General features: G+C 70.9%; 18 protein-coding genes, 5 tRNA genes and 1 pseudogene. 11 read left to right on the plus strand and 13 right to left on the minus strand.

Going from position 1 to position 25,628, the window contains the following annotated elements; genetic code table 11:
* Positions 1-37: 37 nt before the first annotated feature.
* The 5 genes from Q3Y56_RS15940 to Q3Y56_RS15960 form a co-directional block, all read right to left on the minus strand.
* The gene (locus Q3Y56_RS15940) at positions 38-2,467 is read right to left on the minus strand and encodes a hypothetical protein (protein ID WP_304462590.1); all 2,430 of its coding nucleotides are present in this window, start codon (positions 2,465-2,467) and stop codon (positions 38-40) included.
* A gap of 194 nt (positions 2,468-2,661) precedes the next feature.
* A tRNA-Lys gene (locus tag Q3Y56_RS15945) sits at positions 2,662-2,734 on the minus strand.
* A gap of 180 nt (positions 2,735-2,914) precedes the next feature.
* Positions 2,915-5,251 carry a DEAD/DEAH box helicase gene (locus Q3Y56_RS15950; protein WP_304462591.1) on the minus strand — a complete coding sequence of 779 codons (2,337 nt, stop codon included), beginning with the start codon at positions 5,249-5,251 and terminating at the stop codon, positions 2,915-2,917.
* Between the two features lie 277 nt (positions 5,252-5,528).
* Entirely contained in the window at positions 5,529-5,987 is a 459-nt protein-coding gene (locus Q3Y56_RS15955; RefSeq protein WP_304462592.1) for a hypothetical protein, read from the minus strand.
* A 244-nt stretch (positions 5,988-6,231) separates the two neighbouring features.
* A complete protein-coding gene (locus tag Q3Y56_RS15960) occupies positions 6,232-6,582 on the minus strand; it encodes a metallopeptidase family protein (protein ID WP_304462593.1) in 351 nt (116 codons plus the stop codon).
* A gap of 239 nt (positions 6,583-6,821) precedes the next feature.
* Here Q3Y56_RS15960 and Q3Y56_RS15965 point away from each other — a divergent pair.
* The 7 genes from Q3Y56_RS15965 to Q3Y56_RS15995 all read left to right on the plus strand — a co-directional run bounded on the left by Q3Y56_RS15965 (position 6,822) and on the right by Q3Y56_RS15995 (position 13,496).
* Positions 6,822-6,894, plus strand: a tRNA-Glu gene (locus Q3Y56_RS15965).
* 38 nt (positions 6,895-6,932) lie between these two features.
* A tRNA-Asp gene (locus tag Q3Y56_RS15970) sits at positions 6,933-7,007 on the plus strand.
* Positions 7,008-7,027: 20 nt separating this feature from the next.
* Positions 7,028-7,104 (plus strand) — tRNA-Phe (locus Q3Y56_RS15975).
* A 78-nt stretch (positions 7,105-7,182) separates the two neighbouring features.
* Complete coding sequence (locus Q3Y56_RS15980) at positions 7,183-8,607, plus strand: serine/threonine-protein kinase (RefSeq protein ID WP_304462594.1); 1,425 nt, start codon at positions 7,183-7,185, stop codon at positions 8,605-8,607.
* A 174-nt stretch (positions 8,608-8,781) separates the two neighbouring features.
* Positions 8,782-12,732, plus strand: a complete 3,951-nt coding sequence (hrpA, locus tag Q3Y56_RS15985; protein WP_304462595.1) for an ATP-dependent RNA helicase HrpA — start codon at positions 8,782-8,784, stop codon at positions 12,730-12,732.
* Between the two features lie 104 nt (positions 12,733-12,836).
* Positions 12,837-12,911 (plus strand) — tRNA-Asp (locus Q3Y56_RS15990).
* Between the two features lie 363 nt (positions 12,912-13,274).
* Positions 13,275-13,496, plus strand: a complete 222-nt coding sequence (locus Q3Y56_RS15995; RefSeq protein ID WP_304462596.1) for a DUF6274 family protein — start codon at positions 13,275-13,277, stop codon at positions 13,494-13,496.
* Between the two features lie 394 nt (positions 13,497-13,890).
* On the opposite strand, the gene bldC is transcribed toward Q3Y56_RS15995, so the two are convergent.
* On the minus strand, positions 13,891-14,097 hold the full coding sequence (gene bldC / locus Q3Y56_RS16000; protein ID WP_003949541.1) for a developmental transcriptional regulator BldC: 207 nt from the start codon (positions 14,095-14,097) through the stop codon (positions 13,891-13,893).
* A 469-nt stretch (positions 14,098-14,566) separates the two neighbouring features.
* Entirely contained in the window at positions 14,567-15,403 is an 837-nt protein-coding gene (locus Q3Y56_RS16005; RefSeq protein ID WP_304462597.1) for a hypothetical protein, read from the minus strand.
* A gap of 198 nt (positions 15,404-15,601) precedes the next feature.
* On the opposite strand from Q3Y56_RS16005, the gene Q3Y56_RS16010 reads away from it, so the two are divergent.
* Positions 15,602-16,711 (plus strand): Glu/Leu/Phe/Val dehydrogenase dimerization domain-containing protein, encoded by a 1,110-nt coding sequence (locus Q3Y56_RS16010; RefSeq protein ID WP_304462598.1) that lies wholly within the window; start codon positions 15,602-15,604, stop codon positions 16,709-16,711.
* Positions 16,712-17,098: 387 nt separating this feature from the next.
* Positions 17,099-17,359, plus strand: a complete 261-nt coding sequence (locus tag Q3Y56_RS16015) for a DUF3073 domain-containing protein (protein WP_304462599.1) — start codon at positions 17,099-17,101, stop codon at positions 17,357-17,359.
* Between the two features lie 117 nt (positions 17,360-17,476).
* On the opposite strand, the gene purM is transcribed toward Q3Y56_RS16015, so the two are convergent.
* The 3 genes and pseudogenes from purM to Q3Y56_RS16030 all read right to left on the minus strand — a co-directional run bounded on the left by purM (position 17,477) and on the right by Q3Y56_RS16030 (position 21,144).
* Positions 17,477-18,574, minus strand: a complete 1,098-nt coding sequence (gene purM / locus Q3Y56_RS16020) for a phosphoribosylformylglycinamidine cyclo-ligase (protein WP_304462600.1) — start codon at positions 18,572-18,574, stop codon at positions 17,477-17,479.
* 55 nt (positions 18,575-18,629) lie between these two features.
* Positions 18,630-20,146, minus strand: a pseudogene (purF, locus tag Q3Y56_RS16025) (amidophosphoribosyltransferase).
* Positions 20,147-20,328: 182 nt separating this feature from the next.
* Positions 20,329-21,144, minus strand: a complete 816-nt coding sequence (locus tag Q3Y56_RS16030) for a sterol carrier family protein (RefSeq protein WP_304462601.1) — start codon at positions 21,142-21,144, stop codon at positions 20,329-20,331.
* 116 nt (positions 21,145-21,260) lie between these two features.
* Between Q3Y56_RS16030 and Q3Y56_RS16035 the strand changes: the two genes are divergently transcribed.
* A complete protein-coding gene (locus tag Q3Y56_RS16035) occupies positions 21,261-21,659 on the plus strand; it encodes a nuclear transport factor 2 family protein (RefSeq protein WP_304462602.1) in 399 nt (132 codons plus the stop codon).
* A gap of 88 nt (positions 21,660-21,747) precedes the next feature.
* Here Q3Y56_RS16035 and purL read toward each other — a convergent pair whose 3' ends face one another.
* The 3 genes from purL to purS are packed head-to-tail and all read right to left on the minus strand — an operon-like array spanning position 21,748 to position 24,961.
* On the minus strand, positions 21,748-23,997 hold the full coding sequence (purL, locus tag Q3Y56_RS16040; protein ID WP_304462603.1) for a phosphoribosylformylglycinamidine synthase subunit PurL: 2,250 nt from the start codon (positions 23,995-23,997) through the stop codon (positions 21,748-21,750).
* Complete coding sequence (gene purQ, locus Q3Y56_RS16045; RefSeq protein WP_304462604.1) at positions 23,994-24,698, minus strand: phosphoribosylformylglycinamidine synthase subunit PurQ; 705 nt, start codon at positions 24,696-24,698, stop codon at positions 23,994-23,996. Before purQ ends, purL begins: the two co-directional genes overlap by 4 nt.
* Positions 24,695-24,961 (minus strand): phosphoribosylformylglycinamidine synthase subunit PurS, encoded by a 267-nt coding sequence (gene purS / locus Q3Y56_RS16050; protein WP_304462605.1) that lies wholly within the window; start codon positions 24,959-24,961, stop codon positions 24,695-24,697. The genes purQ and purS overlap by 4 nt, the downstream gene beginning before the upstream one ends.
* Positions 24,962-25,263: 302 nt before the next feature.
* Between purS and Q3Y56_RS16055 the strand changes: the two genes are divergently transcribed.
* A complete protein-coding gene (locus Q3Y56_RS16055; RefSeq protein WP_304462606.1) occupies positions 25,264-25,581 on the plus strand; it encodes an Lsr2 family protein in 318 nt (105 codons plus the stop codon).
* The last annotated feature ends 47 nt before the right edge of the window (positions 25,582-25,628 follow it).

The following is a 25,628-nucleotide window of genomic DNA, read 5'->3' on the forward strand; positions in this document are numbered from 1 at the left end:
CCCCACTTCCCGCGGTCACGACTCCCGGTTCCCGCGGTCACGACTGCCCCAGTTCCCGCGGCACGGTCCCGCGCCCGAAGTCGTAGGCCATCGACGTGTCGTACGCGCCGCACATGCCGAACGCGAGGTAGTCGCCCTCACGGACGCCCGACAGGTCGAGGCAGACGGACAGCACGTCGTGCTCCATGCAGGACCTGCCCAGAATCCGGTTCCGGCCGGGCGGCAGCGGCACCCAGCGGGACCCGTCGAACCGGACCACGGGGTGTGGATGGAACGGCGCCTCGGGCATGTCGCCCTCGGCCGCGTCGACGACGACGTCGCAGCCGTAGCGGGACTCCCGGCGCACCAGGACCTGGGTGACGACGGCGGCCGACGGCTGCGTGAGGAGCTTGCCCGGCTCCAGCACCAGCAGCGGGTCCCCGTCGTGTACGGCCGAGGGGCCCGCCGCGAGCACGTACTCCAGCGACGTACGCAGCCCCGGCATGTCGTCGACGTGCCACCCGCCGCCGATGTCCAGCACGGCCGGGGCCGCTCCGAGCAGGTCCGCCAGCGGATCCGCGGCGGCCAGTGCCGCGGCGCACTCGCGCTGCCAGCGCGACGTACCCAGGACGCTCTGGGCGTAGTGGAAGTGCAGCCCCCACCGGGCCTCGAGCCGCTCCGCGAGAGCGCCGAGCAGCCGGGCCGTCTCGGCCATGGCGTCGCGTTCGTGCAGCGGGATGCCGAACCGGCTGGCCACGCCGACGGGGGCGACCCGGACCCCGACGACGTCGGCCTCCAGCTTGAAGCCGTCGTCCAGCAGGGCGCTCAGCCCGCGCAGTTCCGCCAGGGAGTCGGCGAAGAAGGCCCAGCAGCGTACGCGGTCGGCGGCGGGCCACCATTTCGCGGGCCCGTTGAGGATCGCCCGTTCGGCCGCCAGGCCGAGGCGGTCGGCGGCTTCGAGCTCGGCCAGGCTGATGGCCTCGGCGACCATGTCGAGCCGCGCGGCCTCCCGCAGCACCTCGGGCTGCGGACACGTCTTCACGCTCTGCGCGAGCAGGAGTCGGCACAGCCCTTCGAGTTCCCGCCGCAGGGCCTGGACCCGTTCGGTGAACAGGGGGACGAGGAACTGTCTGCGCGGCGTGGCCTCGCGCCCGGGAGGTTCGAGCAGGTCCTCGAAGCCACCGGTCTCGTCGGCCACCGCCGCATGGCTTCCGACCGGCTCCTCGGCCACCGCGTCGCCCTCGGAGGGGACCAGACGCCGCTGGCCCAGTGCGGGCATCCCGGAATGGTGGTGCTTGTCCTCCGGATGGGACAGCCCCCCGGCGACCCAGCCGATGGGGGTGATGCCCAGCGCCGGGTTGACCGGGATCTCCTCGACCACCCGGGTGAAACCCGGCACCAGGCGCCTGCCGGAGCCGGGAGCGGCACCCCGGCATCCTGAGGGCGTGAGGGGACCCCCGGCGAGCAGGGCGGCGGGCAGGTTGGCGCCGCACACCGAGGCGCCGTGGATCCAGGCGGGGAGGCGCGGGTTGACCTCCATGAGCGTGAGGTCGCCGTTCCAGGCGCGGATGAGCTCCAGCTCGCCGCCGCCGGTCCACACGGCCTCGGCGACCAGGTCGGCCAGCCGGTCGCGCAGCGGCCCCTCGAGCTCCGCGACTTCGCCGGACCATGTCTTGCCCTCGCCCGTGACCACCGCCTTCGTCATGAAGACCGCGTCGAGGAGCCGGCCGTCGAGCGCGCAGAACGCGATACTGCACTCCTGGCCCGCGACGTGCTGCTCCACATGCCATCCGCCACCCCACGTCCGGCGGACGACGTCGCCCAGGGCCAGCACCTGCCCGGCGGTGTAGGCCCGGTACGCGTCGTAGTGCTGGCCCTTCACCCACACCCCGTGCGGAGCCAGACGGACGAACCGGTCGACAGCGAGCCAGCTGTTGTCGGTCTCGTACGCCGGAGTGCGCAGGCCGAGCCGTCCCGCGGCATCGAGCGGAGGCTTGCGCACCAGGTCCAGCGCCGTCTTCGAAGGGCCCAGGATCCGCTCGTGGGAACCCAGCTCCCTGGCCAGCAGCCGGACTTCAAGATCCAGACACGGGATCAGATACGCGTCCTCGGGCTCCAGAAGCCCGCTGATCTGCTCGGTCCACGTGGCGAGGTGCGCCCGCTTCCACGGCGGAAGGCACACCAGGTCGTCGAGGACGTCGGAGTGCAGCCCCGAACTCTCCGACGAGTAGTCCAAGCCGACGATCCGCAGTCCGGGCCAGGCCAGACGCAGGGAACGGGCCACGCTCAGGCCGGGCGACGGGTTCGGGCCGCTGTGCATGCCGCTGATGAAGACCGTGCCGGCGGCCGGCGCGGGGCCGAAGAGGCCCACCGCCTCCTCCGCCCACGCCTCCTCCGCCCACGGGGCGACTCCCTGCGATGCCTCAGGTCTCTCGACATCCCGGGTCGCGCCCACTGGCTCGCGTCCAGTACGTGCTTGAAGCCCCATGCCGACATCATCAGCAGAGGTCACTCCCCCGCGCACCCGGTGGCATCCGGCAGGGTGAGCGCCCCCTCCGCGATCTTCACCCGCACCCGACGCCGCCCCCGCGCGCCGCCTCCGGACACGGAAGCGCCCCGGCCACTCACCGCGGCCGGGGCGCATATCTGCTGGTCAGAGGCCCTGCGGGACGTCCAACCGAGTGGGTCATCAGGGGCTCGAACCCTGAACCAATGGATTAAAAGTCCACTGCTCTGCCAATTGAGCTAATGACCCCGCACACCGCAGCATAGCCCGGACCGCGGCGAAGGCCCGAGCCAATACCCTCCAGAGGCCGTGTCAGGTGATCGACACCGCTCAACCGGGCGGTCTCCGGGCGGACTTGCCCTCGGCGCACGAAGGCCCGTACGACACACGCCGGTGTCGTACGGGCCCAGGTGTCAGAGCCTGCCGGGATCAGCCGTTGCGCTTCCAGCGCGGCTTGTCGGCGCGGCGGTCGAAGGAGCGGGCGCCGGTGGCGCCGCGGTGGTCGTCCCGGCGGGCCGGGCGGTCGTCGCGGCGGTCCCGGTTGAACGGGCGGTCGTCACGGCGGTCGCGGTTGAACGGGCGGTCGCCGCCACGGTGGTTGTGGTCGCGGAAGCCGGGCTCGCGGCGCTCGAACGAACGGGCCGGACGCTCGTCGCGGCGGTCCCGGTTGAAGCCGCCGCGCTCGCCGTCACGGCGGTCGCGGTTGAAGCCGCCGCGGTCGTCGCCGTCACGACGGTCGCGGTTGAAGCCACCACGGTCGTCGCGGTCACGGTTGAAGCCGCCCCGGTCGTCACGACGGTCACGGTTGAAGCCACCGCGGTCGTCACGGCGGTCCCGGTCACGGTCACGGCCGAAGCCGCGGTCGTCGCGGCGCTCGTACGAGCGGCCGCCGCCGAAGCCGCCGCGCTCGCCGTTCTGGCGGTCGCGGTAGGACGGGCGGTCCCCGCCGCGGTCGCGGTCGCGGCCGAAGCCCCGGTCGCGGTCGCGGTTGAAGCCGCCACGGTCGTCGCGGTCGCGGTTGAAGCCACCGCGGTCGTCACGACGGTCACGGTTGAAGCCACCGCGGTCGTCACGGCGGTCCCGGTCACGGTCACGGCGGTCGAAGTTGCCCCGCTCGTCACGGCGCTCGTGCGCCGGGGCGGTCCGGCGCGGCGCCTCGGCTGCGCCGGCGCCCTCGGCCTCCGACGCCGCGGCCTGCTCCGGCACCACCGGTGCGTCGGCTGCGGCCACCGCGGCGGTGTCGGCGGTCGCCTCACCGGCCGGCTCGGCCGCGGCGGCGCCCGCCTGCGGGTCCTCGCCGCGCTCACGCGCCGCGCGGGCCGCCAGCCGGTCGGCCTCCTCGCGCAGCTCGGTCGCGCGCCGCTGCACCTTGTCCAGCTCACGGGTGAGGTGCTGCACCTCGCGCTCGGCCTGCTTGGCCGAGTTCGCCGCCGACTCCGCCTGCACCTCGGTGAGCGAACGCGCACCGGTGATACGGGCCACGTCCTCGTCGAACGCGCCGGCGCCGCCGACGATGTGGCGCGAGGCGTCCACGCCCGCGTCCTCCATCAGCCGGAAGATCTGCCGCCGCTGGTGCGGCAGGGCCAGCGAGACGACCGTGCCGCTCTGCCCGGCACGGGCGGTGCGGCCGCTGCGGTGCAGGTAGTCCTTGTGGTCGCCGGCCGGGTCCACGTTCAGCACCAGGTCGATGCCGTCGACGTGGATGCCGCGCGCGGCGACGTCGGTGGCGACCAGCGCGTTGACGTAGCCGTCCTTGAAGTCGGCGAGCACGCGGGTACGGGCACCCTGCGTCATGCCGCCGTGCAGCGCGTCCGCCTTCACGCCCGCATCGACGAGCTGCTCGGCGATACGGTCGGCGCCCAGCTGCGTCCGTACGAAGATGATCGTGCGGCCCTTGCGGGCGGCGATGGCGGCCGTGACCGGCGCCTTGTCCTTGGGCTTCACGACGAGGACGTGGTGCGTCATGGTCGTGACGTTGCCCTGGGCGCTGTCGACCTCGTGGCTGACCGGGTTGTTCAGGTAGCGCTTGACCAGCGTGCCGATCTCGTTCTCCATGGTGGCGGAGAAGAGCATGCGCTGGCCGCCCTCGGGCACCTGGTCGAGCAGCTCGGTGACCTCGGGCAGGAAGCCCAGGTCGGACATCTGGTCGGCCTCGTCGAGGACGGCGACCTGGACGTTCTCCAGGGAGCAGGCGCCACGGTTGATGATGTCGCGCAGACGGCCCGGGGTGGCGACGAGGATGTCGACGCCGCGCTCGAGGGCGTAGATCTGGTTGCCCATGGACGTACCGCCGCAGACGACCTTGATCTTCAGTCCGAGCACGTCGCCGTACGGCTGAAGGGCGTCCGCGACCTGCATCGCGAGCTCACGGGTCGGGGTGAGGATGACCGCGCGGGGCTTCTTCTTCTCGGTGTGGCCGCCGGCCAGCTGGGCCAGGGTCGGCAGACCGAAGGAGAGCGTCTTGCCGGAGCCGGTGCGGCCGCGGCCCAGGATGTCCTTGCCGGCCAGGGCGTCCGGGATGGTCGCGGCCTGGATCGGGAAGGGCGTGGTCACACCGTTCTGCGCCAGCTTGCGCACGATCTGCTCGGGGAGCCCGAGGTCGGCGAAGGTGATCTCGGGAGCCTTGTCGGCCTCGGCCTCGGCCGCGGTGGCCTCGTCGGCGGCGTCGACGGTGGCGACGGCCTCAACCGTCTCCTCGGTCGCCTCCGACACCTCCACGGCCTCATCGGCAGCGGGCATGACGGTGTGATCAGTGGAAATGGACATGCGAAATGCGAAACCTTCCGGAGTCTCGGCACGCGCCCAAGCTCCGTGTCGTTTCGCAAACGACCGCCTCAATGCGGTCAGGCCACGGCAAGGTAAGGAACGCGCCACGCGGCGCGCTTCGGTTTGGCGCCGGGCAAATGGGATCAAACGATCTACCACCATACGCACTCGCCCCCACCGAAAGCAAATTCCCCCTGGACGGCCCGCCGCGGATCCGGTAAAGGCCCTGCTCAGCGGCGCCCCGATGGTCGCCGCCCGGCCACCGTGCGCCCGGGCCTCACCTCGCTCCCCCGGACTCCGGCGACGTGCCCGGCTCGGTTCCGCCGCCGCCCGGCGGCTCCGGGGTCGGCGACGGCGACGGCGGCTCGGGGGTGGTCGGCCGCGGCTCGGGGGTGGTCGGCGCCGGGTCCGACGGGTGCGGCGGCCGGGAGGAGGGCGCGGGGCCCGGCGAACCGCCGCCCGGCCCGGAGGGCGTGGCGGGCGGCACGGGCACGTGCGGGCTTCCCGACCGCGACGCGGAGGCAGAGGCCGACGGGGACGCCGAGGGCTTACCGCCCTTCTCCTTGCCCGCCTTCTTCTTCCCGCCCTCCCTCCCGTCCCGCCCCTTGCCGTCGTCGCGGTGCCCGGACTCCGCCGAGCCCGGCAGCCCGCCGCCCGGCTCGACGCCCTCCGCGCGGCCCCGCTGCTCGGTGCCGCCGCGCGAACCCGGCCGCTCGGGGCCGTCGGACACGCTCATGCAGCCCCCAGGGCCACGGCGGCGGCTATGACCGCCGCGACACGCGCCGCGACACGAGGGGCGCGAGGGGACGGAACGGGAAATCCAGGCATGGGCGGGCCACCTCCAGGCCGCAGGGTGCAGACTCCCTGCCCAACTGGCGCCGCCCCGCGCAGGACACGCGATCAGCCGTACCCGAGCGCCGTACCCGAGCGCGTGCGGCCGTCAGCCGTACCCGAGCGCCGCCCCCGAGCGCGTGCAGCCGTCAGCCGTACCCGAGCGCGTGCAGCCGCTCGTCGTCGATGCCGAAGTGGTGGGCGATCTCGTGCACCACGGTCACTTCGGTCTCGGCGACCACGTCCTCGCGTGTCTCGCACATCCGCAGGGTCGGGCCCCGGTAGATGGTGATCCGGTCCGGGAGGACGCCCGCGTACCACTCACCCCGCTCGGTCAGCGGAGTCCCCTCGTACAGCCCGAGCAGCTCGGGGTCGTCCGCGGGCGGCTCCTCCTCCACGAACACGGCGACGTTGTCCATCAGCCGTGTCAGCTCCGCCGGAATCCGGTCGAGCGCCTCGGCGACCAGTTCCTCGAACTCCTCGCGCGTCATCTCCAGCACGCCGCCATTGTCGACCAGGACACGCCCGCCGGGGCAGCCCGGCCACGCAGAGCACCCCGCCCCGGCCCCGCGATCACGCCCCGGCGAACCGTGGAACAGGCGCGGAACAGGCCGAGGAAGAGGCCGAGGAACAGGCCGTTCGCCCAGGCAGCCGTAAACCGTTTTGGCGAACCTCCCCGGCATCCCATATGCTTCTCACGTCCCCGACGGCGCCGAGAGGCGCAAACGGTGGGCCATCAGCCCTCATCGTCTAGTGGCCCAGGACGCCGCCCTTTCAAGGCGGTAGCACGGGTTCGAATCCCGTTGGGGGCACGCAACACCATGTGCGAGACTAGTCCTCGCACAAGCTTGGTCCTGTGGAGCAGTTTGGAGTGCTCGCCACCCTGTCAAGGTGGAGGCCGCGGGTTCAAATCCCGTCAGGACCGCTGCAACCGCGAGGTTGCGTGGCTGGGTAGCTCAGTTGGTACGAGCGTCCGCCTGAAAAGCGGAAGGTCGCCGGTTCGACCCCGGCCCCAGCCACCACACGAAGCCCCTGGCGAGATCACTCGCCGGGGGTTTCTTCGTTGGACCTGGTTGGGCGCCGCAAGCATCCGGAGCACGTTGGGGGCTGGAGTGGACCGGATCGGTACGTACGCCATCGTGCGCAAGCTCGGCGAGGGCGGGATGGGCACGGTCTATCTGGCGCGCTCGCGCGGCGGGCGGTCCGTCGCGGTCAAGGTCGCCAGGCCCGAGCTGGCCTGCCAGCCCCTGTTCCGGGAGCGGTTCCGCGCCGAGGTCGCGGCCGCCCGCAGGGTGGGCGGCTTCCACACCGCCCCGGTCGTCGACGCCGACCCGGACGCCGAGGCCCCCTGGCTCGCCACCGCCTACGTGCCCGGCCCCACCCTGTCCCAGCTGATCACCGCCCAGGGCCCGATGGGGACGCGGCAGCTGCGCCGTCTCGGCGCCGCGCTCGCCGAGGCCCTTCAGGCCGTCCACAGCTGCGGACTCGTCCACCGCGATCTGAAGCCCGGCAACATCATCATGGCCGAGGACGGTCCGAGGGTCCTGGACTTCGGCATCGCCAGGGCAGTGGAGAACACCCCGCTCACGATCACCGGCACGGCCTTCGGCACCCCCGGATTCCTCGCTCCCGAACAGGCCGAGGGCCATCCGGTGGACACCGCCGCGGACGTGTTCGCGCTGGGCGCCGTCCTGGTCGCGGCCGCGGGCGGCAGCGCGTTCGGGGACGGCACGCCGGTCTCGCTGATGTACCGCTCGGTGCACCACCCGCCGGACCTCTCCGCGGTTCCCGATCCGCTGCGGCCGATCGTGGCAGCGTGTCTGGAGAAGGCCCCGGAGCGCAGGCCGAGCACCGGGCAGCTGCTGGACTGGCTCACGGTCGAAGATCCCCGTGTGACGAGCTATCCGGGCTCGGCCGCCACCCCCGGTCGCCCCGGCACGGTCGGCGTCCCGGGCTCGGCCCCCACCCCCCGTCACCCGGGCGCGGCCGGCGTCCCGAGCACGTCGGGCACGGCCGGCGCCCCGGCCCATGCCGGGTCGCCCGCCGCCGCGGCGGGCTACTCGCCCACTGTCGCCGGCGTGCCTGCCGTGCCGCCTCCGCCGCCCCACGCCCCGATCGTCCCGGCGGTCGCGCCCGCGCCGCCCGGTCCGCCGCCGGCAGGGCCGCCGCCGGGCGGTGCGATGCCTGCCGGTGCCGTGCCGGGCGGTGCCGTGCCAGCCGGTGCCGTGCCGGGCGGGCTGGCCGACGATCCGGAGTTCCTCGCCATGGATCGCAAGAACTCCATCGTCGCCGACCGCGACGGCATCGCATTCGACCGCAACGGCAGCACGGCGGAATTCCCCTGGTACGCCATCGACTACGCCGAGCAGACGGCAGACCCTCGCAGGACCACGCTCACGGTGAGCCTGCTGCTGACCGACGACAGCGCCCACATATGCAAGGTCACCGCCCGGAACAGGGACGAGCTGGTCTACTGGAGCGCCCTGCTCGACGCCGTGCTCCGGCGCTTCGCCCCCGGGCTCTGACCGCCCCGCGCCCCGCGCCCGTACCCGCGCCCGTACCCGCACTCGCACCCGCGGATCCACGTTCACCCGCTCACGGATTCACGCTGACGCCGCCGCCCCCGACATACTTCCCCGATTAGTCCGGACAGAAATGGCTCGCCAGCCGTTTCGGCGAAGTGAGATCCTGGATCGCGTATGTCCACAACGCCTGCCCCCACCCTCCCCGCCCTGCTGGAGCGGATCCCCGAGCTGATGCTGCGCGACCAGCAGCGGCTGGGGCGCCGGCTCGACGGCGCGCGCCGGATCCGCAAGCCCGAGGCGCGGACCGCCGTGCTCGCCGAGATCGCCGCCGACGTCGAGCGGGCCGAGCTGCGGGTCGCCGACCGCCGCGCCGCCGTACCCGAGGTCAGCTACCCCGAGGCACTGCCGGTCAGCCAGAAGAAGGACACGATCCGGGACGCGGTCCGCGACCACCAGGTCGTGATCGTCGCCGGAGAGACGGGTTCCGGCAAGACGACGCAGATCCCGAAGATCTGTCTGGAGCTGGGGCGGGGCGTGCGGGGCCTGATCGGCCACACCCAGCCGCGCCGGATCGCCGCCCGTACGGTGGCCGAGCGCGTCGCCGAGGAGCTGCGGACCCCGCTGGGCGAGTCCGTCGGCTGGAAGGTCCGCTTCACCGACCAGGTGAGCTTGGACACCCACATCAAGCTGATGACGGACGGCATCCTGCTCGCCGAGATCCAGACGGACCGCGAGCTGCGCCAGTACGACACGATCATCATCGACGAGGCGCACGAGCGCAGCCTCAACATCGACTTCATCTTGGGCTACCTCGCGCAGCTGCTGCCGCGCAGACCCGACCTGAAGGTCGTCATCACCTCGGCCACGATCGATCCGGAGCGCTTCTCCCGGCACTTCGGCGACGCGCCGATCGTCGAGGTCTCGGGCCGTACGTATCCCGTCGAGGTGCGCTACCGGCCGCTCCTCGAAGAGGGCGGCGACGACGCCGACCGCGACCAGATCACCGCGATCTGCGACGCGGTCGACGAGCTCCAGGCCGAGGGGCCGGGCGACATCCTGGTCTTCCTCTCCGGCGAGCGGGAGATCCGGGACACCGCCGACGCGCTCAACAAGCAGCAGCTGCGGAACACCGAGGTGCTGCCGCTGTACGCGCGGCTCTCGCACGCCGAGCAGCACCGGGTCTTCCAGCGACATACGGGCCGGCGCATCGTGCTGGCGACCAACGTGGCGGAGACGTCGCTGACCGTGCCCGGCATCCGGTACGTCATCGACACCGGCATGGCCCGCATCTCGCGCTACAGCTACCGCACCAAGGTGCAGCGCCTGCCCATCGAGCCGATCAGCCAGGCCAGCGCCAACCAGCGCAAGGGCCGCTGCGGCCGCACCAGCGACGGCATCTGCGTCCGCCTGTACTCCGAGGACGACTTCCTCAGCCGTCCGGAGTTCACCGACGCCGAGATCCTCCGTACGAACCTGGCCTCCGTGATCCTCCAGATGACCGCGGCGGGCCTGGGCGACATCGAGAAGTTCCCCTTCATCGACGCGCCCGACCGGCGCAACATCAAGGACGGCGTGCAGCTCCTGGAGGAGCTGGGGGCCCTGGACGGCACGCAGAAGGATCCGAAGAAGCGGCTCACCCAGACCGGGCGGAAGCTGTCGCAGCTGCCGGTGGACCCCCGGCTGGCCCGGATGGTCCTGGAGGCCGACCGCACCGGCTGTGTGCGCGAGGTGATGGTGATCGCGGCGGCGCTGTCCATCCAGGACCCGCGCGAGCGCCCCTCCGACAAGCAGCAGCAGGCGGACCAGCACCACGCCCGCTTCAAGGACGAGAACTCCGACTTCCTCGCCTTCCTCAATCTCTGGCGGTACGTCCGCGAGCAGCAGAAGGCGCTGTCGTCGTCCGCGTTCCGCCGGATGTGCCGGACCGAGTTCCTGAACTACCTCCGGATACGCGAGTGGCAGGACATCTACAGCCAGCTGCGTACGGTCGCCAGGACGATGGACATCCATCTGAACGAGCAGGACGCGGCGCCCGAGCACGTCCACACGGCGCTGCTGGCGGGGCTCCTCTCCCACGTGGGGCTCAAGAACGCCGGGGGGGAGGGCGGGAAGGAAACAGCCAAGAACGAGTACCTGGGCGCGCGCAGCGCCAAATTCGCGGTCTTCCCCGGCTCGGCGCTGTTCAAGAAGCCGCCGCGCTGGATCATGTCGGCGGAGCTGGTGGAGACCTCCCGGCTGTGGGCGCGGGTCAACGCGCGCATCGAGCCGGAGTGGATCGAGCCGCTGGCCCAGCACCTGGTGAAGCGCACGTACAGCGAACCGCACTGGGAGCAGAAGCAGGCCGCTGTGATGGCGTACGAGCGGGTCACGCTCTACGGCGTGCCGATCGTCGCCCAGCGGAAGGTGAACTACGGCCGGATCGACCCGGAGACCAGCCGGGACCTGTTCATCCGCAACGCGCTGGTGGAGGGCGACTGGCGCACGCACCACCAGTTCTTCCACGACAACCGCAAGCTGCTCGGCGAGGTCGAGGAGTTGGAGCACCGGGCGCGGCGCCGCGACATCCTGGTGGACGACGAGACCCTGTTCGACTTCTACGATCAGCGCGTTCCCGAACACGTCGTCTCGGGCGCGCACTTCGATTCGTGGTGGAAGCACAAGCGCCGCGACGAGCCGGAGTTGCTCAACTTCGAGAAGTCGATGCTCATCAACGAGCGGGCGGAGGGCGTCACCAAGGACGACTATCCGGACTCCTGGCGGCAGGGCAAGCTGAAATTCCGGGTGACGTACCAGTTCGAGCCGGGCGCGGACGCGGACGGTGTGACCGTCCACATTCCGCTCCAGGTGCTCAACCAGGTCTCTCCCGAGGGCTTCGACTGGCAGATCCCGGGGCTGCGCGAGGACCTGGTGACCGAGCTGATCCGGTCGCTGCCCAAGCCGGTGCGGCGGCACTACGTCCCGGCACCCAACTACGCCCAGCGCTTCCTGGACGGCGTCGTGCCCCTGCAGGAGCCGCTGACGGCCGCCCTCGGCCGGGAGCTCCAGCGGATGGTGGGGGTGAGGATCGAGGCGGAGGACTGGGACCCGGCGAAGGTCCCCGACCACCTGAAGATCACCTTCCGGGTCGTGGACGAGCGGCGTCGCAAGATCGCCGAGGACAAGGACCTGGAGGCGCTGCGGCTGAGGCTGAAGCCGAAGACGCGGGCCGCGATCTCCAAGGCGTTCGAGACGTCCAAGGAGGGCACCGGCATCGAGCAGCGCGCCGGGCTGACGGCGTGGACGATCGGCACCCTGCCGCGCACGTTCGAGACCCGGCGGTCCGGCCAGCCGGTCAAGGCGTATCCGGCGCTGGTCGACGAGGGCGCCTCGGTCGCCGTACGGCTCTATGACACCGAGGCCGAGCAGCGGCAGGCCATGTGGCGCGGCACGCGGCGGCTGATCCTGCTCAACCTGCCGTCCAATCCCGCCAAGTTCGCCCAGGACAAGCTGAGCAACAGCGCGAAGCTGGCCCTGGCCCGCAATCCGCACGGCGGCGTCCCGGCGCTCTTCGAGGACTGCGTGGCGGCGGCGGCCGACCGGCTGATCGCGGCGCACGGCGGCCCGGCGTGGGACGAGGAGGCCTTCCGCAAGCTCTTCGACGCCGTACGCGCGGACATCACGGACGCCACGCTGGACACGATCCGCAAGGTGCAGGAGGTGCTGGCCGCCTGGCAGGCGTGCGAGCGCCGGCTGAAGGCCACCACGAGCCCGGTGCTGCTGGCCTCCCTCACGGACGTCAAGGAGCAGCTGGCGGAGCTGGTGAAGCCCGGTTTCGTGACCGCGCACGGAGTGCGCCGGCTGCCCGACCTGATGCGCTACCTGGTGGCCGCGGACCGGCGGCTGCAGCAGCTCCCGGTCAACGCCGAGCGGGACCGCGCGCGGATGGCGAAGGTGCGGGAGATGCGGGACGAGTACGCGTGGCTGCTGGAGCAGCTCCCGCAGGGGCGCCCGGTGCCGCGCGAGGTCCTGGAGATCCGCTGGATGATCGAGGAGCTGCGGGTCAGCTACTTCGCGCACGCGCTCGGCACGGCCTACCCGGTGTCGGACAAGCGCATCGTGAAGGCGATCGACGCGGCGGTGCCGTAGCCGCCGGCGCGGTGGGCCGGGGGTCTGCGGGCGCGAGTTCGACCGCACCCCCTGACCTGCTGTAGAGTCTGTTTCCGCAGCGCACACCGTGCAAAGCGAAGCAAGGTCCTGTGGAGCAGTTTGGAGTGCTCGCCACCCTGTCAAGGTGGAGGCCGCGGGTTCAAATCCCGTCAGGACCGCAAGAAGATGAAGGGCCCGCATCCGACACCGGACGCGGGCCCTTCCGCTGTCCAGCGCGGCATCACGACGAAGCCGCGCCGCGACAGGAAGCCGCGATCGGACAGGGCACATCCCGTCAGGACCGCACGAAGGCGGCGGTCTGTGTCCCATACTGGGCGCGGACCGTTCCGCTGCCCGGCCGACGACGGGATGAGGCCGCGCCCGCGGCCGGAGGCCGCAATCAGAAGCAGTAAATCCCGTCAGGACCGCACGAGATGAAGGCCCGGATCCATCCCAGGATCCGGGCCTTCGTGTGTATTGACTGGGGCAAGTACCGGCGGTACCCAATCAGTGAGTGATGTGGGGGCGCGGGAGGTGCGCGTATGACGACGTCCGCGAGGCATGAGATCCGGGCGCTGCTGCGCGCCCATCTGTCGGCCGCGACGGGGTACCGGCACTCCACCCGTCACTGCCCGGTCTGCCACCGGCTGCTGCGCCTCGCGATGGAGCACGACCCCGCCACCGCTTCCGGGCCGGGCGATGCCACCCCATCGAGCGACACCCCGCCGGAGGACGCTCCGCCGGATGGCGCCCTCGTACCGTAGGTGTGCGCGCGATGACAAGGCGCACGCAATGTGACGGGAGTCACCGAACGGCTTTGTAGAACGGCCGAACTTACCCCCCTCCTACAACGGGTCAATTTAATATGTGCAATTGCACCAGCCTCGAAGGGGCGCCCGGGATGCCTTCGGTGACCCCTCGGGGAGCGCTCTCAACCTCGGCCGCCCAGCCCGAGGCGGGCCCTTGCGGCACCCTCTGACCGGCGCTCTCCAGGGCATAAAAAAGATCGCGCTGGATCCGGCGGAATCCAGCGCGATCGAACGACTTCACCCCGATGTGCGGGCGGCGGGCCTGTTGGGGCAGGCACCTGTCGTGTGGTGCTCAGTGCGGGCGGTCACCAGGCTGGGGGGCCTGGAAAATGCCCGGTAATGCGGTGTTTCAGGCCTCGCTGCGCTGCTGCGGGATGCCCGCGAGAAGCGCACGGACCTCCGCTTCGCGGTAGCGCCGGTGCCCTCCGAGCGTGCGGATGGACGTGAGCTTGCCTGCCTTGGCCCAGCGCGTGACCGTCTTCGGGTCCACGCGGAACATCGTGGCAACCTCAGCCGGGGTCAGCAGCGGCTCGGCATCAGGGGTGCGAGCGGTCATGAGCGGCCTCCTCGGGAGAACCGAACCATCACGGTTCTTTCCTCTAAATTCTGCACCTTGACCCGCGTTGCCCGAAATGGCGGACGCGGGCCGAGTCGGTTATAGGACGAACGGCTTGTCCTCGGCACTACAACTACACCATCTGTCCAGCCCCGTCGGCCAAACCGATGGAATTGCCCTCTCAGGTGTTCAACCTCGGCGGATACCGATGGACCATGTCATAGCGGACAGTCACCCCGTCGTAACGATCAGTCACAACAGGATCAGGGGTCACCAGACCCACCAAGGCGTGCAATACCGAGAAATCCGCCCTTACTTGGACGGAAGGAGGCCCACCTGGACTCCTTGTCCTATTTTGACACGAGGGTAGGGGATACCCGCAAGACCCGAGGTAAGTGGGTTACATCACGCTTGACGTTAAAAGTCCGTATCGGGACCTACGTCCTGAGCGTCCGACATCAAGACGGCGTCAACTCGCGTTCTGCCGTGCCCGCACCGCGCTCCAGCGCTCCGTCAGCCTCTCGTACGCCTGCCCCGCCCGGTCCCCGTCGCCGTCCCGCAGGGCCGCCAGGCCCTCGGCCACGTCCGCCGCGGAGTGATCGCCGTCGAGATCCTCCTCGGGCACCGTGTGCACCAGGCCGCCGTAGTCCAGTTCAACAAGCGAACGCGGATGGAACTCTTCGAGCCACCGTCCTACATCTACCAGGCCGTCGATGAGCGGCCCCTCCCCCAGCGCCTCGCGCAGCACCTTCAGGCCACGCGCCACCCGCCGCCGGGCGTCCACCATCGGCGTCCGATAGCGCAGGACGAGGCCGTCCTCGCCCTTGGTGAATTCGCGCTCCTCGTCCGAGAAGAGGGCGAACCAGCGCACCGGCACATGCCAGGTCGCCGACCGGATCCACGGCCGGGCGTCCGGATTGCGCTCCAGCCAGCGCTCGAAATCGGACAGCGCCTGCCGGCGCACCACCGGCGGCAGCACGGCGTCCAGCAGCGGCGCGGGGAACCGCTCCGACAGTTCCTCCAGGGCCAGCCAGCCCCGCAGCCGGGTCCGCCACGGGCAGACGCAGACGATGCCGTCGACCACCGCCACGAACGCGTCGCCGCTCTCGTGCACCGGAACCGCCACCGGCGGCACCGGCAGCAGGTCCGCCAGCGAGCGCCGCAGCTCCTCCTGGGCTCCGGGCAGGCGCGCGCGCCGGGCGTAGCGCGCCCAGTGGGTGCGTTCCGGCTCCGGGAAGGCCGCCAGCGGCTCGTAGACCCGCAGATACGCCGCGTACGGGACGATCACCGAAGACGCCAAGGCCACGCACGCTCCTTCAAGGCCGATTCCACCGCGGGCAGTTGCCTCCCGGACGCTCGAATCGTCCCACGCCGTCCACACCGTGGAACCGGCGACTCGGCCGCCCGTCCGCGGCCCGAGACCCGCCCCATACCGCCCCGCCAGGGCTTACTCTCTTGGCGACCGGCCCTCCCCCACCCCCAGGAGGGCGCCCACCCGCGACATATGGGAGTCACCACCGTGACTGACGTACGTCTCACCGACGATGCTGATGGCGTGCTGAACACTCTTTTCCGCTCCGACCAGGGCGGCCATGAGCAGGTCGTCCTCTGCCAGGACCGCGAGACGGGCCTGAAGGCCGTCATCGCCATCCACTCCACCGCCCTGGGCCCGGCCCTCGGCGGCACCCGCTTCCACGCGTACGCCTCCGACGAGGAGGCCGTCATGGACGCGCTCAACCTCTCCCGGGGCATGTCGTACAAGAACGCGCTTGCCGGGCTCGACCACGGCGGCGGCAAGGCCGTGATCATCGGCGACCCCGACCAGATCAAGACCGAGGCGCTGCTGCTCGCCTACGGGCGTTTCGTGGCCTCCCTGGGCGGCCGCTACGTCACCGCCTGCGACGTCGGCACGTACGTCGCCGACATGGACGTCGTCGCCCGCGAGTGCCGCTGGACCACCGGCCGCTCACCGGAGAACGGCGGCGCCGGCGACTCCTCCGTCCTCACCGCCTTCGGCGTCTTCCAGGGCATGCGGGCCTCCGCGCAGACCGCCTGGGGCGCGCCCACCCTGCGTGGCCGCCGGGTCGGCATCGCGGGCGTCGGCAAGGTGGGACACATCCTGGTGGAGCACCTGCTGGAGGACGGGGCCGAGGTCGTCGTCACCGACGTACGCGCCGAGTCGGTGGACCGGGTCCGGTCCAGGCATCCGCAGGTGACGGCCGTCGCCGACACCGACGCGCTGATCCGCGCCGACCTGGACGTGTACGCGCCGTGCGCGCTCGGCGGCGCGCTGAACGACGCCACCGTGCCCGCCCTGACCGCCAAGGTGGTGTGCGGCGCGGCCAACAACCAGCTCGCCCACCCGGGTGTGGAGAAGGACCTGGCCGACCGCGGCATCCTCTATGCCCCGGACTACGTCGTGAACTCGGGCGGCGTCATCCAGGTCGCCGACGAGCTGCACGGCTTCGACTTCGACCGGGCCAAGGCCAAGGCGACGAAGATCTTCGACACCACGCTGGCCATATTCGAACGCGCGGTGACGGACGGCGTGCCTCCGGCGGTGGCCGCCGACCGGTTGGCCGAGCAGCGGATGGCCGAAGGCCGCCGTAGGTGACCCGTCCGGCGGGAGGGCTCACGCACCGGCCCGCCGGATCCGTCTGGCCGCCCCGGTAGCTCGACCTGGTTGTTTTCGGCCAGACGGGCAGATGGGTCACCCGTTTGTCGGCGCTCCGACAGGCCGTGAGGGAGAGATCCCTCACGGCCTGTCGGCGGGTCGGCGCTCAGGACACGTTAAAATCGCAGCTGACCAGCGAGGACGGGGCGCCTCGCGGGTTGTGCGACGTGGCACGTCATGCGGGCGACGTACCGTATGGCCACAGAAGCAGGTACCGTTGAAGCCCTACGGACCGGGTTCTCTTTCGAGAGTCCGCTCCGATTCATGAACGTGAACGCGTGTCAAGACTCTGGGGCCGTCGAGCCCCGTCGTTGAGGGGGTCGAGCCATGGGGCGCGGCCGGGCCAAGGCCAAGCAGACGAAGGTCGCCCGCCAGCTGAAGTACAACAGCGGTGGGACGGACCTCTCACGCCTGGCCGAGGAGCTGGGCGCATCGCAATCGAGCCAGCCGCCGAATGGCGAGCCGTTCGAGGACGATGAGCACGACGAGGACCCGTACGCACAGTACGCGGATCTGTACAACAACGACGACGAGGACGAGGACGACGACCAGTCGTCCGGGTCGTCCGCGCACCGCCGTCGCGCCTGAGCGCGCACGCGCAGCCGGCATTCAGCCGCTCGCCGCACCTCCGCCGGTCCGGGGCAACCGCCTCGGACCGGCTTCTGTGCTGCGCTCACGTCGCCGTCCATGTCACGGCTCGCGGCGTCAGCTCGCGTAGTCACCGGTCAGCGCCACCGCTTCGGTGTGGTCACCGTCGCGCTCCAGGACCTCGCCGCAGACCCAGGAGTCGACGCCCCGGTCCGCGAGCGTGGTCAGCGCCACATCCACGGACTCCTGCGGGACGACCGCGATCATGCCCACGCCCATGTTGAGCGTCTTCTCCAGCTCCAGCCGCTCCACCGAGCCGGCCTGGCCGACCAGGTCGAAGATCGCGCCCGGCGTCCAGGTGGACCGGTCGACCGTGGCGTGCAGGTGATCGGGGATGACCCGGGCCAGGTTGTTGGCGAGACCGCCGCCGGTGATGTGCGAGAAGCCGTGCACCTCGGCGGTGCGGGTGAGGGCCAGGCAGTCCAGCGAGTAGATCCGGGTGGGCTCCAGCAGTTCCTCGCCCAGCGTCCGGCCGAGTTCCGGAACCTCGCGGTCCAGCGCCCACCCGGCCCGGTCGAAGAGCACGTGCCGGACGAGTGAGTACCCGTTCGAGTGAAGTCCGGACGACGCCATCGCGATCACCGCGTCACCCGTACGGATACGATCGGCGCCCAGCACCCGGTCGGCCTCGACCACACCGGTGCCCGCGCCCGCCACGTCGAACTCGTCCTCGCCCAGCAGGCCGGGGTGCTCGGCGGTCTCGCCGCCGACCAGCGCGCAGCCCGCCAGCACACAGCCCTCGGCGATGCCCTTCACGATCGCGGCGACCCGCTCCGGGTAGACCTTGCCGACGCAGATGTAGTCCGTCATGAACAGCGGCTCGGCGCCGCAGACGACCAGGTCGTCCACGACCATGCCGACCAGGTCGTGGCCGATGGTGTCGAAGACGCCCATCTTCCGCGCGATGTCCACCTTGGTGCCGACGCCGTCGGTGGCGGACGCCAGCAGCGGCCGCTCGTACCGCTTGAGCGCGGAGGCGTCGAAGAGACCGGCGAAGCCGCCCAGGCCGCCGACGACCTCCGGACGGGTGGCCTTCTTCACCCAGTCCTTCATCAGCTCGACGGCGCGGTCGCCCGCCTCGATGTCGACGCCCGCGCTCGCGTAGCTGGCACCGGCGCCCTCGTGGGGGACACGCTCAGAAGACTCAAGCGACATGGCTGGGAACTTTCGTGTCGTGTGATGACGTTGAGTGTCGTGTGATGACGAAGCGTTACGGACGGCGCAGCGCGTCCGCGGCGTCGGCGCCGCCGGCGAGCTCGGTCTCCAGGAGGTGCTTGCCCAGCAGCTCCGGGTCCGGCAGCTCCATCGGGTACTCGCCGTCGAAGCACGCCCGGCACAGGTTCGGCTTGGCGATCGTGGTCGCCTCGATCATGCCGTCGATGGAGATGTACGCGAGGGAGTCCGCGCCCAGCGACTTGCCGATCTCCTCGACCGACAGACCGTTGGCGATCAGCTCGGCGCGGGTGGCGAAGTCGATACCGAAGAAGCACGGCCACTTGATGGGCGGGGAGGAGATCCGGATGTGGACCTCGGCCGCGCCCGCCTCACGGAGCATCCGCACCAGCGCGCGCTGGGTGTTGCCGCGCACGATCGAGTCGTCCACGACGACCAGCCGCTTGCCGCGGATGACTTCCTTGAGCGGGTTCAGCTTGAGCCGGATGCCCAGCTGCCGGATGGTCTGCGACGGCTGGATGAAGGTCCGGCCCACGTAGGCGTTCTTCACCAGTCCCGAGCCGTACGGGATGCCGCTGGCCTCGGCGTAGCCCACCGCGGCCGGGGTGCCGGACTCGGGGTGGCTATCACCAGGTCGGCGTCGGCGGGCGCCTCGGCGGCCAGCCTGCGGCCCATCTCGACGCGGGAGAGGTAAACGTTCCGCCCGGCGATGTCGGTGTCGGGGCGGGCCAGGTACACGTACTCGAAGACGCAGCCCTTCGGCCTGGCCTCGGCGAACCGGGACGTCCGCATGCCGTTCTCGTCGATGGCGATGAGCTCGCCCGGCTCCACCTCGCGGATGAAGCTCGCGCCGACGATGTCCAGGGCGGCGGTCTCGGAGGCCACCACCCAGCCGCGCTCCAGGCGGCCGAGGACCAGCGGGCGGATGCCCTGCGGGTCGCGGGCGGCGTACAGCGTGTGCTCGTCCATGAAAACGAGGCTGAAAGCGCCCTTGACCCTCGGCAGGATCTGGGCTGCGGATGCCTCGATCGTCAGCGGCTTGCCGTCGTCGTCGACCTGGCCGGCCAGCAGCGCGGTCACCAGGTCGGTGTCGTTGGTCGCCGCCACCTGGGTGGCCCGGCCGTTCTCCCGGGGCAGCTCCGCGACCAGCTCCGCCAGCTCGGCGGTGTTGACCAGGTTGCCGTTGTGGCCGAGCGCGATCGAGCCGTTGGCCGTGGCCCGGAACGTGGGCTGCGCGTTCTCCCACACCGAGGCACCGGTGGTGGAGTAGCGGGCATGGCCGACCGCGATGTGGCCCTGAAGGGATCCGAGAGAGGTCTCGTCGAAGACCTGGGAGACCAGGCCCATGTCCTTGAAGACGAGGATCTGTGAGCCGTTGCTCACTGCGATGCCCGCGGACTCCTGTCCACGGTGCTGCAGCGCGTACAGCCCGAAATAGGTGAGTTTGGCGACCTCTTCACCCGGGGCCCAGACACCGAAGACGCCGCAAGCGTCCTGGGGGCCCTTCTCACCGGGGAGCAGGTCGTGGCTGAGTCGTCCGTCACCACGTGGCACGCCATCGAGTCTAGGCCAGTTCCGCCGCACCTCCGAACGAGGGACGGCCTCGCCGACGCACATCACACCCCTCGGACGCGCCCCGCCAGCGAACTGTCGCCGAGAGGCGGCCCCGGCTGCGGCGAGGATCACATTCCCGCCGGCCTCCCGCGGCCTCCGGGCCCGGCCCGGCGACCGGCCCGCTAGCCGAGCAGCGGCAGGTGCGCGGCGAGGTCGGCGCGCTCGCCGCTCGCCGTCACCGCGGCGTCCTCGACCGCCTCGCCCCACGTCGTACGCCCTGTGGCGAGACGGATCCAGGTCAGCGGGTCGGTCTCGACCACGTTCGGCGGGGTGCCGCGGGTGTGCCGCGGCCCCGCGACGCACTGGACGACGGCGAACGGCGGGATCCGGACCTCCACCGACCCCCCGGGCGCCTTCGCCGCGAGCGCGTCCGCGAGCAGCCGGACGGCAGTGGCCAGGGCCTGGCGGTCGTACGGGATCTCCAGCCCGGTGGCGGCCGCGAGATCATCGGTGTGGACGACCAGCTCCACACAGCGGGTGACGAGCAGCTCGTCCAGCCGCATGGCGCCGACGCGGGCGGACAGCAGCCGGTCGGCGGGCGCGGGCGGCACCAGCTCCTCGTACCGCGCGGCGGCGCGCGCCAGCAGGTCGGCGACCGTGGCATCAGCGGCCGCCGAAGCGCTCGCGGCGACGGCCCGGGTGTCCTCCTCGATCCGCCCGGCGTGCGCGGCCGTGGCGAAGACCCAGTCGGCGGCGGTCACCTCGGCGGCGGGCGGGGCGGGCTGCTCCAGAGTCCGGTTCACGCTCTCCACCGCCATGGACAGGTGCGCGACGAGGTCCGTCACCGTCCAGTCCCCCAGCCGGGTCGGGGCGGCGAGCCGCGCGGCGTCGAGCCCGGCCACGGCGTCCCGTACGTGCTGGAACTGCGCCGCGACGGCCGCGCGCGTCCGGGCGTGGTCGTAGCGGCGGGCACGAGGCTTGCGGGGGGCGCCGGGCATGCGGTTGATCTTACTCAGCGGGTCTGACAGCACGCCGTGGACAGCCACGGGGGCCCGACAGATGATGGAAAAGAGGCTGAATCCGCGAAATTCCCGCGAGAAGGGGGTGCGTTGCCATGGGCGAGCACCCGGACAGTGCTCTGGTACGGCGCGGCTACGACGCCTTCACCAGGGGCGACATGGACACCCTGGCCATGATGATGACGTCGGACTGCGTCCACCACGTGCCCGGCAAAGGCCCGGTGTCCGGCCACCACAAAGGCCGCGACGCCTGCATCGCGCTGTACCGGCGGATGCACGAGGAGACTGGCGGCACGATCCGCGTCGACCTCGAAACCGTGACCGCTGACGGGCGCGGGCACGTCATCTCCGTCCACAAGTTCTACGCGGACCGCAAGGACCGCGGCATGGAGATGCGCGAAGCCCTGTTCTTCACCATCGTCGGCGGCAAGATCAGCGACATCGACGAGTGCTGGGAGGACATCGACGTCGAGGACGCGTTCTGGAGCAACTGACCGCACACGCGGCCCCGGGCCGGACGTACGGCGTACGTCCGGCCCGGGGTATGCGAAGCGGCGCGGCTACCGCCCCGGCCGCGGTGCGTCAGACCAGCAGGCCCGGGATCGTGGCCTCATGGGCTTCCTTGAGCTCGGCCAGCGGAATGCTGAACTCGCCCTGGACCTCGACCTCTTCGCCGTCGATCACGCCGACGCGCGTGGCCGGAAGGCCACGGGCGCCGCACATGTCGTTGAACCGGAGCTCTTCGCTGCGCGGCACCGCGACGATCGCGCGGCCCGCCGACTCCGAGAAGAGGAAGGTGAAGGCGTCCAGACCGTCCGGCACGATCAGGCGCGCGCCCTTCCCGCCCCGCAGGCAGGACTCCACAACGGCCTGGACCAGACCGCCGTCGGACAGGTCGTGCGCCGCGTCGATCATGCCGTCGCGGGACGCGGAGATCAGGATCTCGGCCAGCAGCCGCTCCCGCTCCAGGTCCACGCGCGGCGGCAGACCGCCGAGGTGGTCGTGGACGACCTGGGACCAGGCCGAGCCACCGAACTCCTCACGCGTGTCGCCGAGCAGGTAGAGCAGCTGGCCCTCCTCCCGGAACGCGATCGGGGTGCGGCGGGTGACGTCGTCGATCACACCGAGCACGGCGACGACCGGGGTCGGGTGGATCGCGGTCTCGCCGGTCTGGTTGTACAGCGAGACATTGCCGCCGGTGACCGGGGTGCCGAGCGTCTGGCAGCCGTCGGCCAGGCCGCGGGTGGCCTCGGCGAACTGCCACATGACGGCGGGGTCCTCGGGCGAGCCGAAGTTCAGGCAGTTGGAGATCGCCAGCGGCTTGGCGCCCGACGCGGCGACGTTGCGGTACGACTCGGCCAGCGCCAACTGCGCCCCCGCGTACGGGTCCAGCTTGGCGTAGCGGCCGTTGCCGTCCGTCGCGACCGCGACGCCGAGGTTGGTGCCCTCGTCGACACGGACCATGCCGGAGTCCTCCGGCTGGGCGAGGATCGTGTTGCCCTGGACGAACCGGTCGTACTGGTCGGTGACCCATGCCTTGGACGCCTGGTTCGGGGAGGCGACCAGCTTCAGGACCTGCGCGCGCAGCTCGTCGGCGGTCTGCGGGCGCGGGAGCGCGTTCGCGTCGTCCGCCTGCAGGGCGTCCTGCCACGCGGGGCGGGCGTACGGCCGGTGGTAGACCGGGCCCTCGTGGGCGACGGTGCCGGGCGGCACGTCCACGATCTGCTCGCCGTGCCAGAAGATCTCCAGCCGCTCGCCGTCGGTCACCTCACCGATGACGGTGGCGATGACGTCCCACTTCTCGCAGATCTCCAGGAAGCGGTCGACGTTGCCGGGCTCGACGATCGCGCACATGCGCTCCTGCGACTCGCTCATGAGGATCTCCTCGGGCGAGAGCGTCGCGTCGCGCAGCGGAACGGTGTCCAGCTCGACCCGCATACCGCCGGAGCCGGCGGAGGCCAGCTCGGAGGTGGCGCAGGACAGCCCGGCGCCGCCGAGGTCCTGGATGCCCTCGACGAGGTGCTCCCGGAAGATCTCCAGGGTGCACTCGATGAGGAGCTTCTCCTGGAACGGGTCGCCGACCTGGACCGCGGGGCGCTTGGTGGGCTTGGTGTCGTCGAAGGTCTCCGAGGCCAGCACGGAGACGCCGCCGATGCCGTCGCCGCCGGTGCGTGCCCCGTAGAGGATGACCTTGTTGCCGGCGCCGGACGCCTTGGCGAGGTGGATGTCCTCGTGCTTCATCACGCCCACGCACAGGGCGTTGACCAGCGGGTTGCCCTGGTAGCAGGGGTCGAAGACGACCTCGCCGCCGATGTTGGGCAGGCCCAGGCAGTTGCCGTAGCCGCCGATGCCCGCGACGACGCCGGGCAGCACACGCTTGGTGTCGGGGTGGTCGGCCGCGCCGAAGCGCAGCGGGTCCATCACGGCGACCGGGCGGGCGCCCATGGCGAGGATGTCGCGGACGATGCCGCCGACGCCGGTGGCCGCGCCCTGGTACGGCTCGATGTAGGAGGGGTGGTTGTGCGACTCGACCTTGAAGGTGACCGCGTAGCCCTGGCCGACGTCGACGACACCGGCGTTCTCGCCGATGCCGACGAGCAGGGCGTCGTTCTCGGGGGCCTTCTCGCCGAACTGCTTGAGGTGGACCTTGCTCGACTTGTACGAGCAGTGCTCGGACCACATGACGGAGTACATGGCGAGCTCGGCGCCGGTGGGACGACGCCCGAGGATGTCGCGGATGCGCTCGTACTCGTCCTGCTTGAGACCGAGTTCGGCCCAGGGCTGCTCGACGTCCGGGGTCTCGGCCGCGTGCTTGACCGTGTCCAGGCTCATGTGGTGACCAGCTTCTTGAGGATCGAGGTGAAGAATCCGAGACCGTCGGTGCCGCCGGTGCCGACGAGCGGGTCCACCGCGTGCTCGGGGTGCGGCATCAGCCCCACGACGTTGCCCGCCGCATTGGTGATGCCGGCGATGTCGCGAAGCGAGCCGTTGGGGTTGCCGTATCCATGAGCGGCTTCACCGCGGGCCACGTACCGGAAGACGACCCGGCCCTCGGCCTCCAGCTCGTCCAGGACGCGCTCTTCGGCGACGTACCGGCCGTCGATGTTCTTCAGCGGAATGTTGATCTCCTGCCCGAGTTCGTATGAACTCGTCCAGGCCGTCCCGTTGTTTTCCACCCGCAACTTCTGCTCGCGGCAGATGAAGTGGAGATGGTTGTTCCGAAGCATCGCACCGGGGAGCAGGTGCGTCTCGGTCAGGACCTGGAAGCCATTGCAGATGCCAAGAACGGGCATACCCGCCTTCGCCTGTCCAATGACCGACTCCATGACCGGAGAGAAGCGCGAGATCGCGCCGGCGCGCAGATAGTCCCCATAGGAGAAGCCGCCGGGAAGCACCACGGCGTCGACCTGCTTGAGATCCTTGTCACGGTGCCACAGCGGCACCGCTTCCAGGCCCGCGAGACGGACCGCGCGCTGGGTGTCGCGGTCATCCAACGTGCCGGGGAATGTGACGACTCCGACGCGTGCCGTCACGACTCCACCTTCACGTCGGCGTCCTCCAGCCGGACGACGAAGTCTTCGATGACGGTGTTGGCGAGGAAGGTCTCGGCGATCTCTCGGATGCGGGCGAGGGCGGCCTCGCCGACCGGGCCCTCCACCTCAAGTTCGAAACGCTTGCCCTGACGGACATCGGAGATCCCGTCGAATCCCAGGCGGGGCAGTGCGCGCTGCACCGCCTGGCCCTGCGGGTCGAGGATCTCCGGCTTGAGCATGACGTCGACTACGACGCGTGCCACTGGCACTCCCGGTGTGATGTGGTGCGTAAGGCGGTGGCCTAAGCGTACCCCGCGGGAAAATCTACGCGGGTAGATATAGTGTGTGGCCCGATCACGTTTAAGCATCGGCGGCAAGAAGACGTGCGGAAAGGAGCCGGAAAAACGTAGGGTCCCGATTGCGGCGGGACACGCGGATGAAATTCGCAGGGCTTCACAATGCAATGCCCGCCGCTGTACAAAAGAAAAAGCATTGGCCCCATACACCCTCACACTCGGCATCCATGCACGTCAACGCATCGATGCTGCCGAAAGGACCGATATCCGTGGCGCAGCGCGTAGTGGTCACGCTCTCTGACGACATCGACGGCGGGGAGGCCGAGGAGACGGTCGCCTTCGGACTCGACGGCCGGATGTACGAGATCGACCTCAACTCCGCCAACGCGAAGAAACTGCGCGGCGCCCTCGCCCCGTACGTCGCGGCCGGCCGCAAGCGCTCCCGCTCCGGCAAGGCCTACCACCGCACGGCCGTGGCGCCGGATCCGGCGGCGGTGCGCGCGTGGGCCCGGTCGCGGGGCATGGAGGTGCCGCCGCGCGGCCGCATTCCGAAGAAGGTCTACGAAGCGTTCGACGAGGCGAGCTGAGCCCGGCGACGCGAAATGGACTCAACGGGGCGAACCGCGCCCAACGC

This window comes from Streptomyces sp. XD-27, assembly GCF_030553055.1.
Lineage (GTDB): Bacteria > Actinomycetota > Actinomycetes > Streptomycetales > Streptomycetaceae > Streptomyces.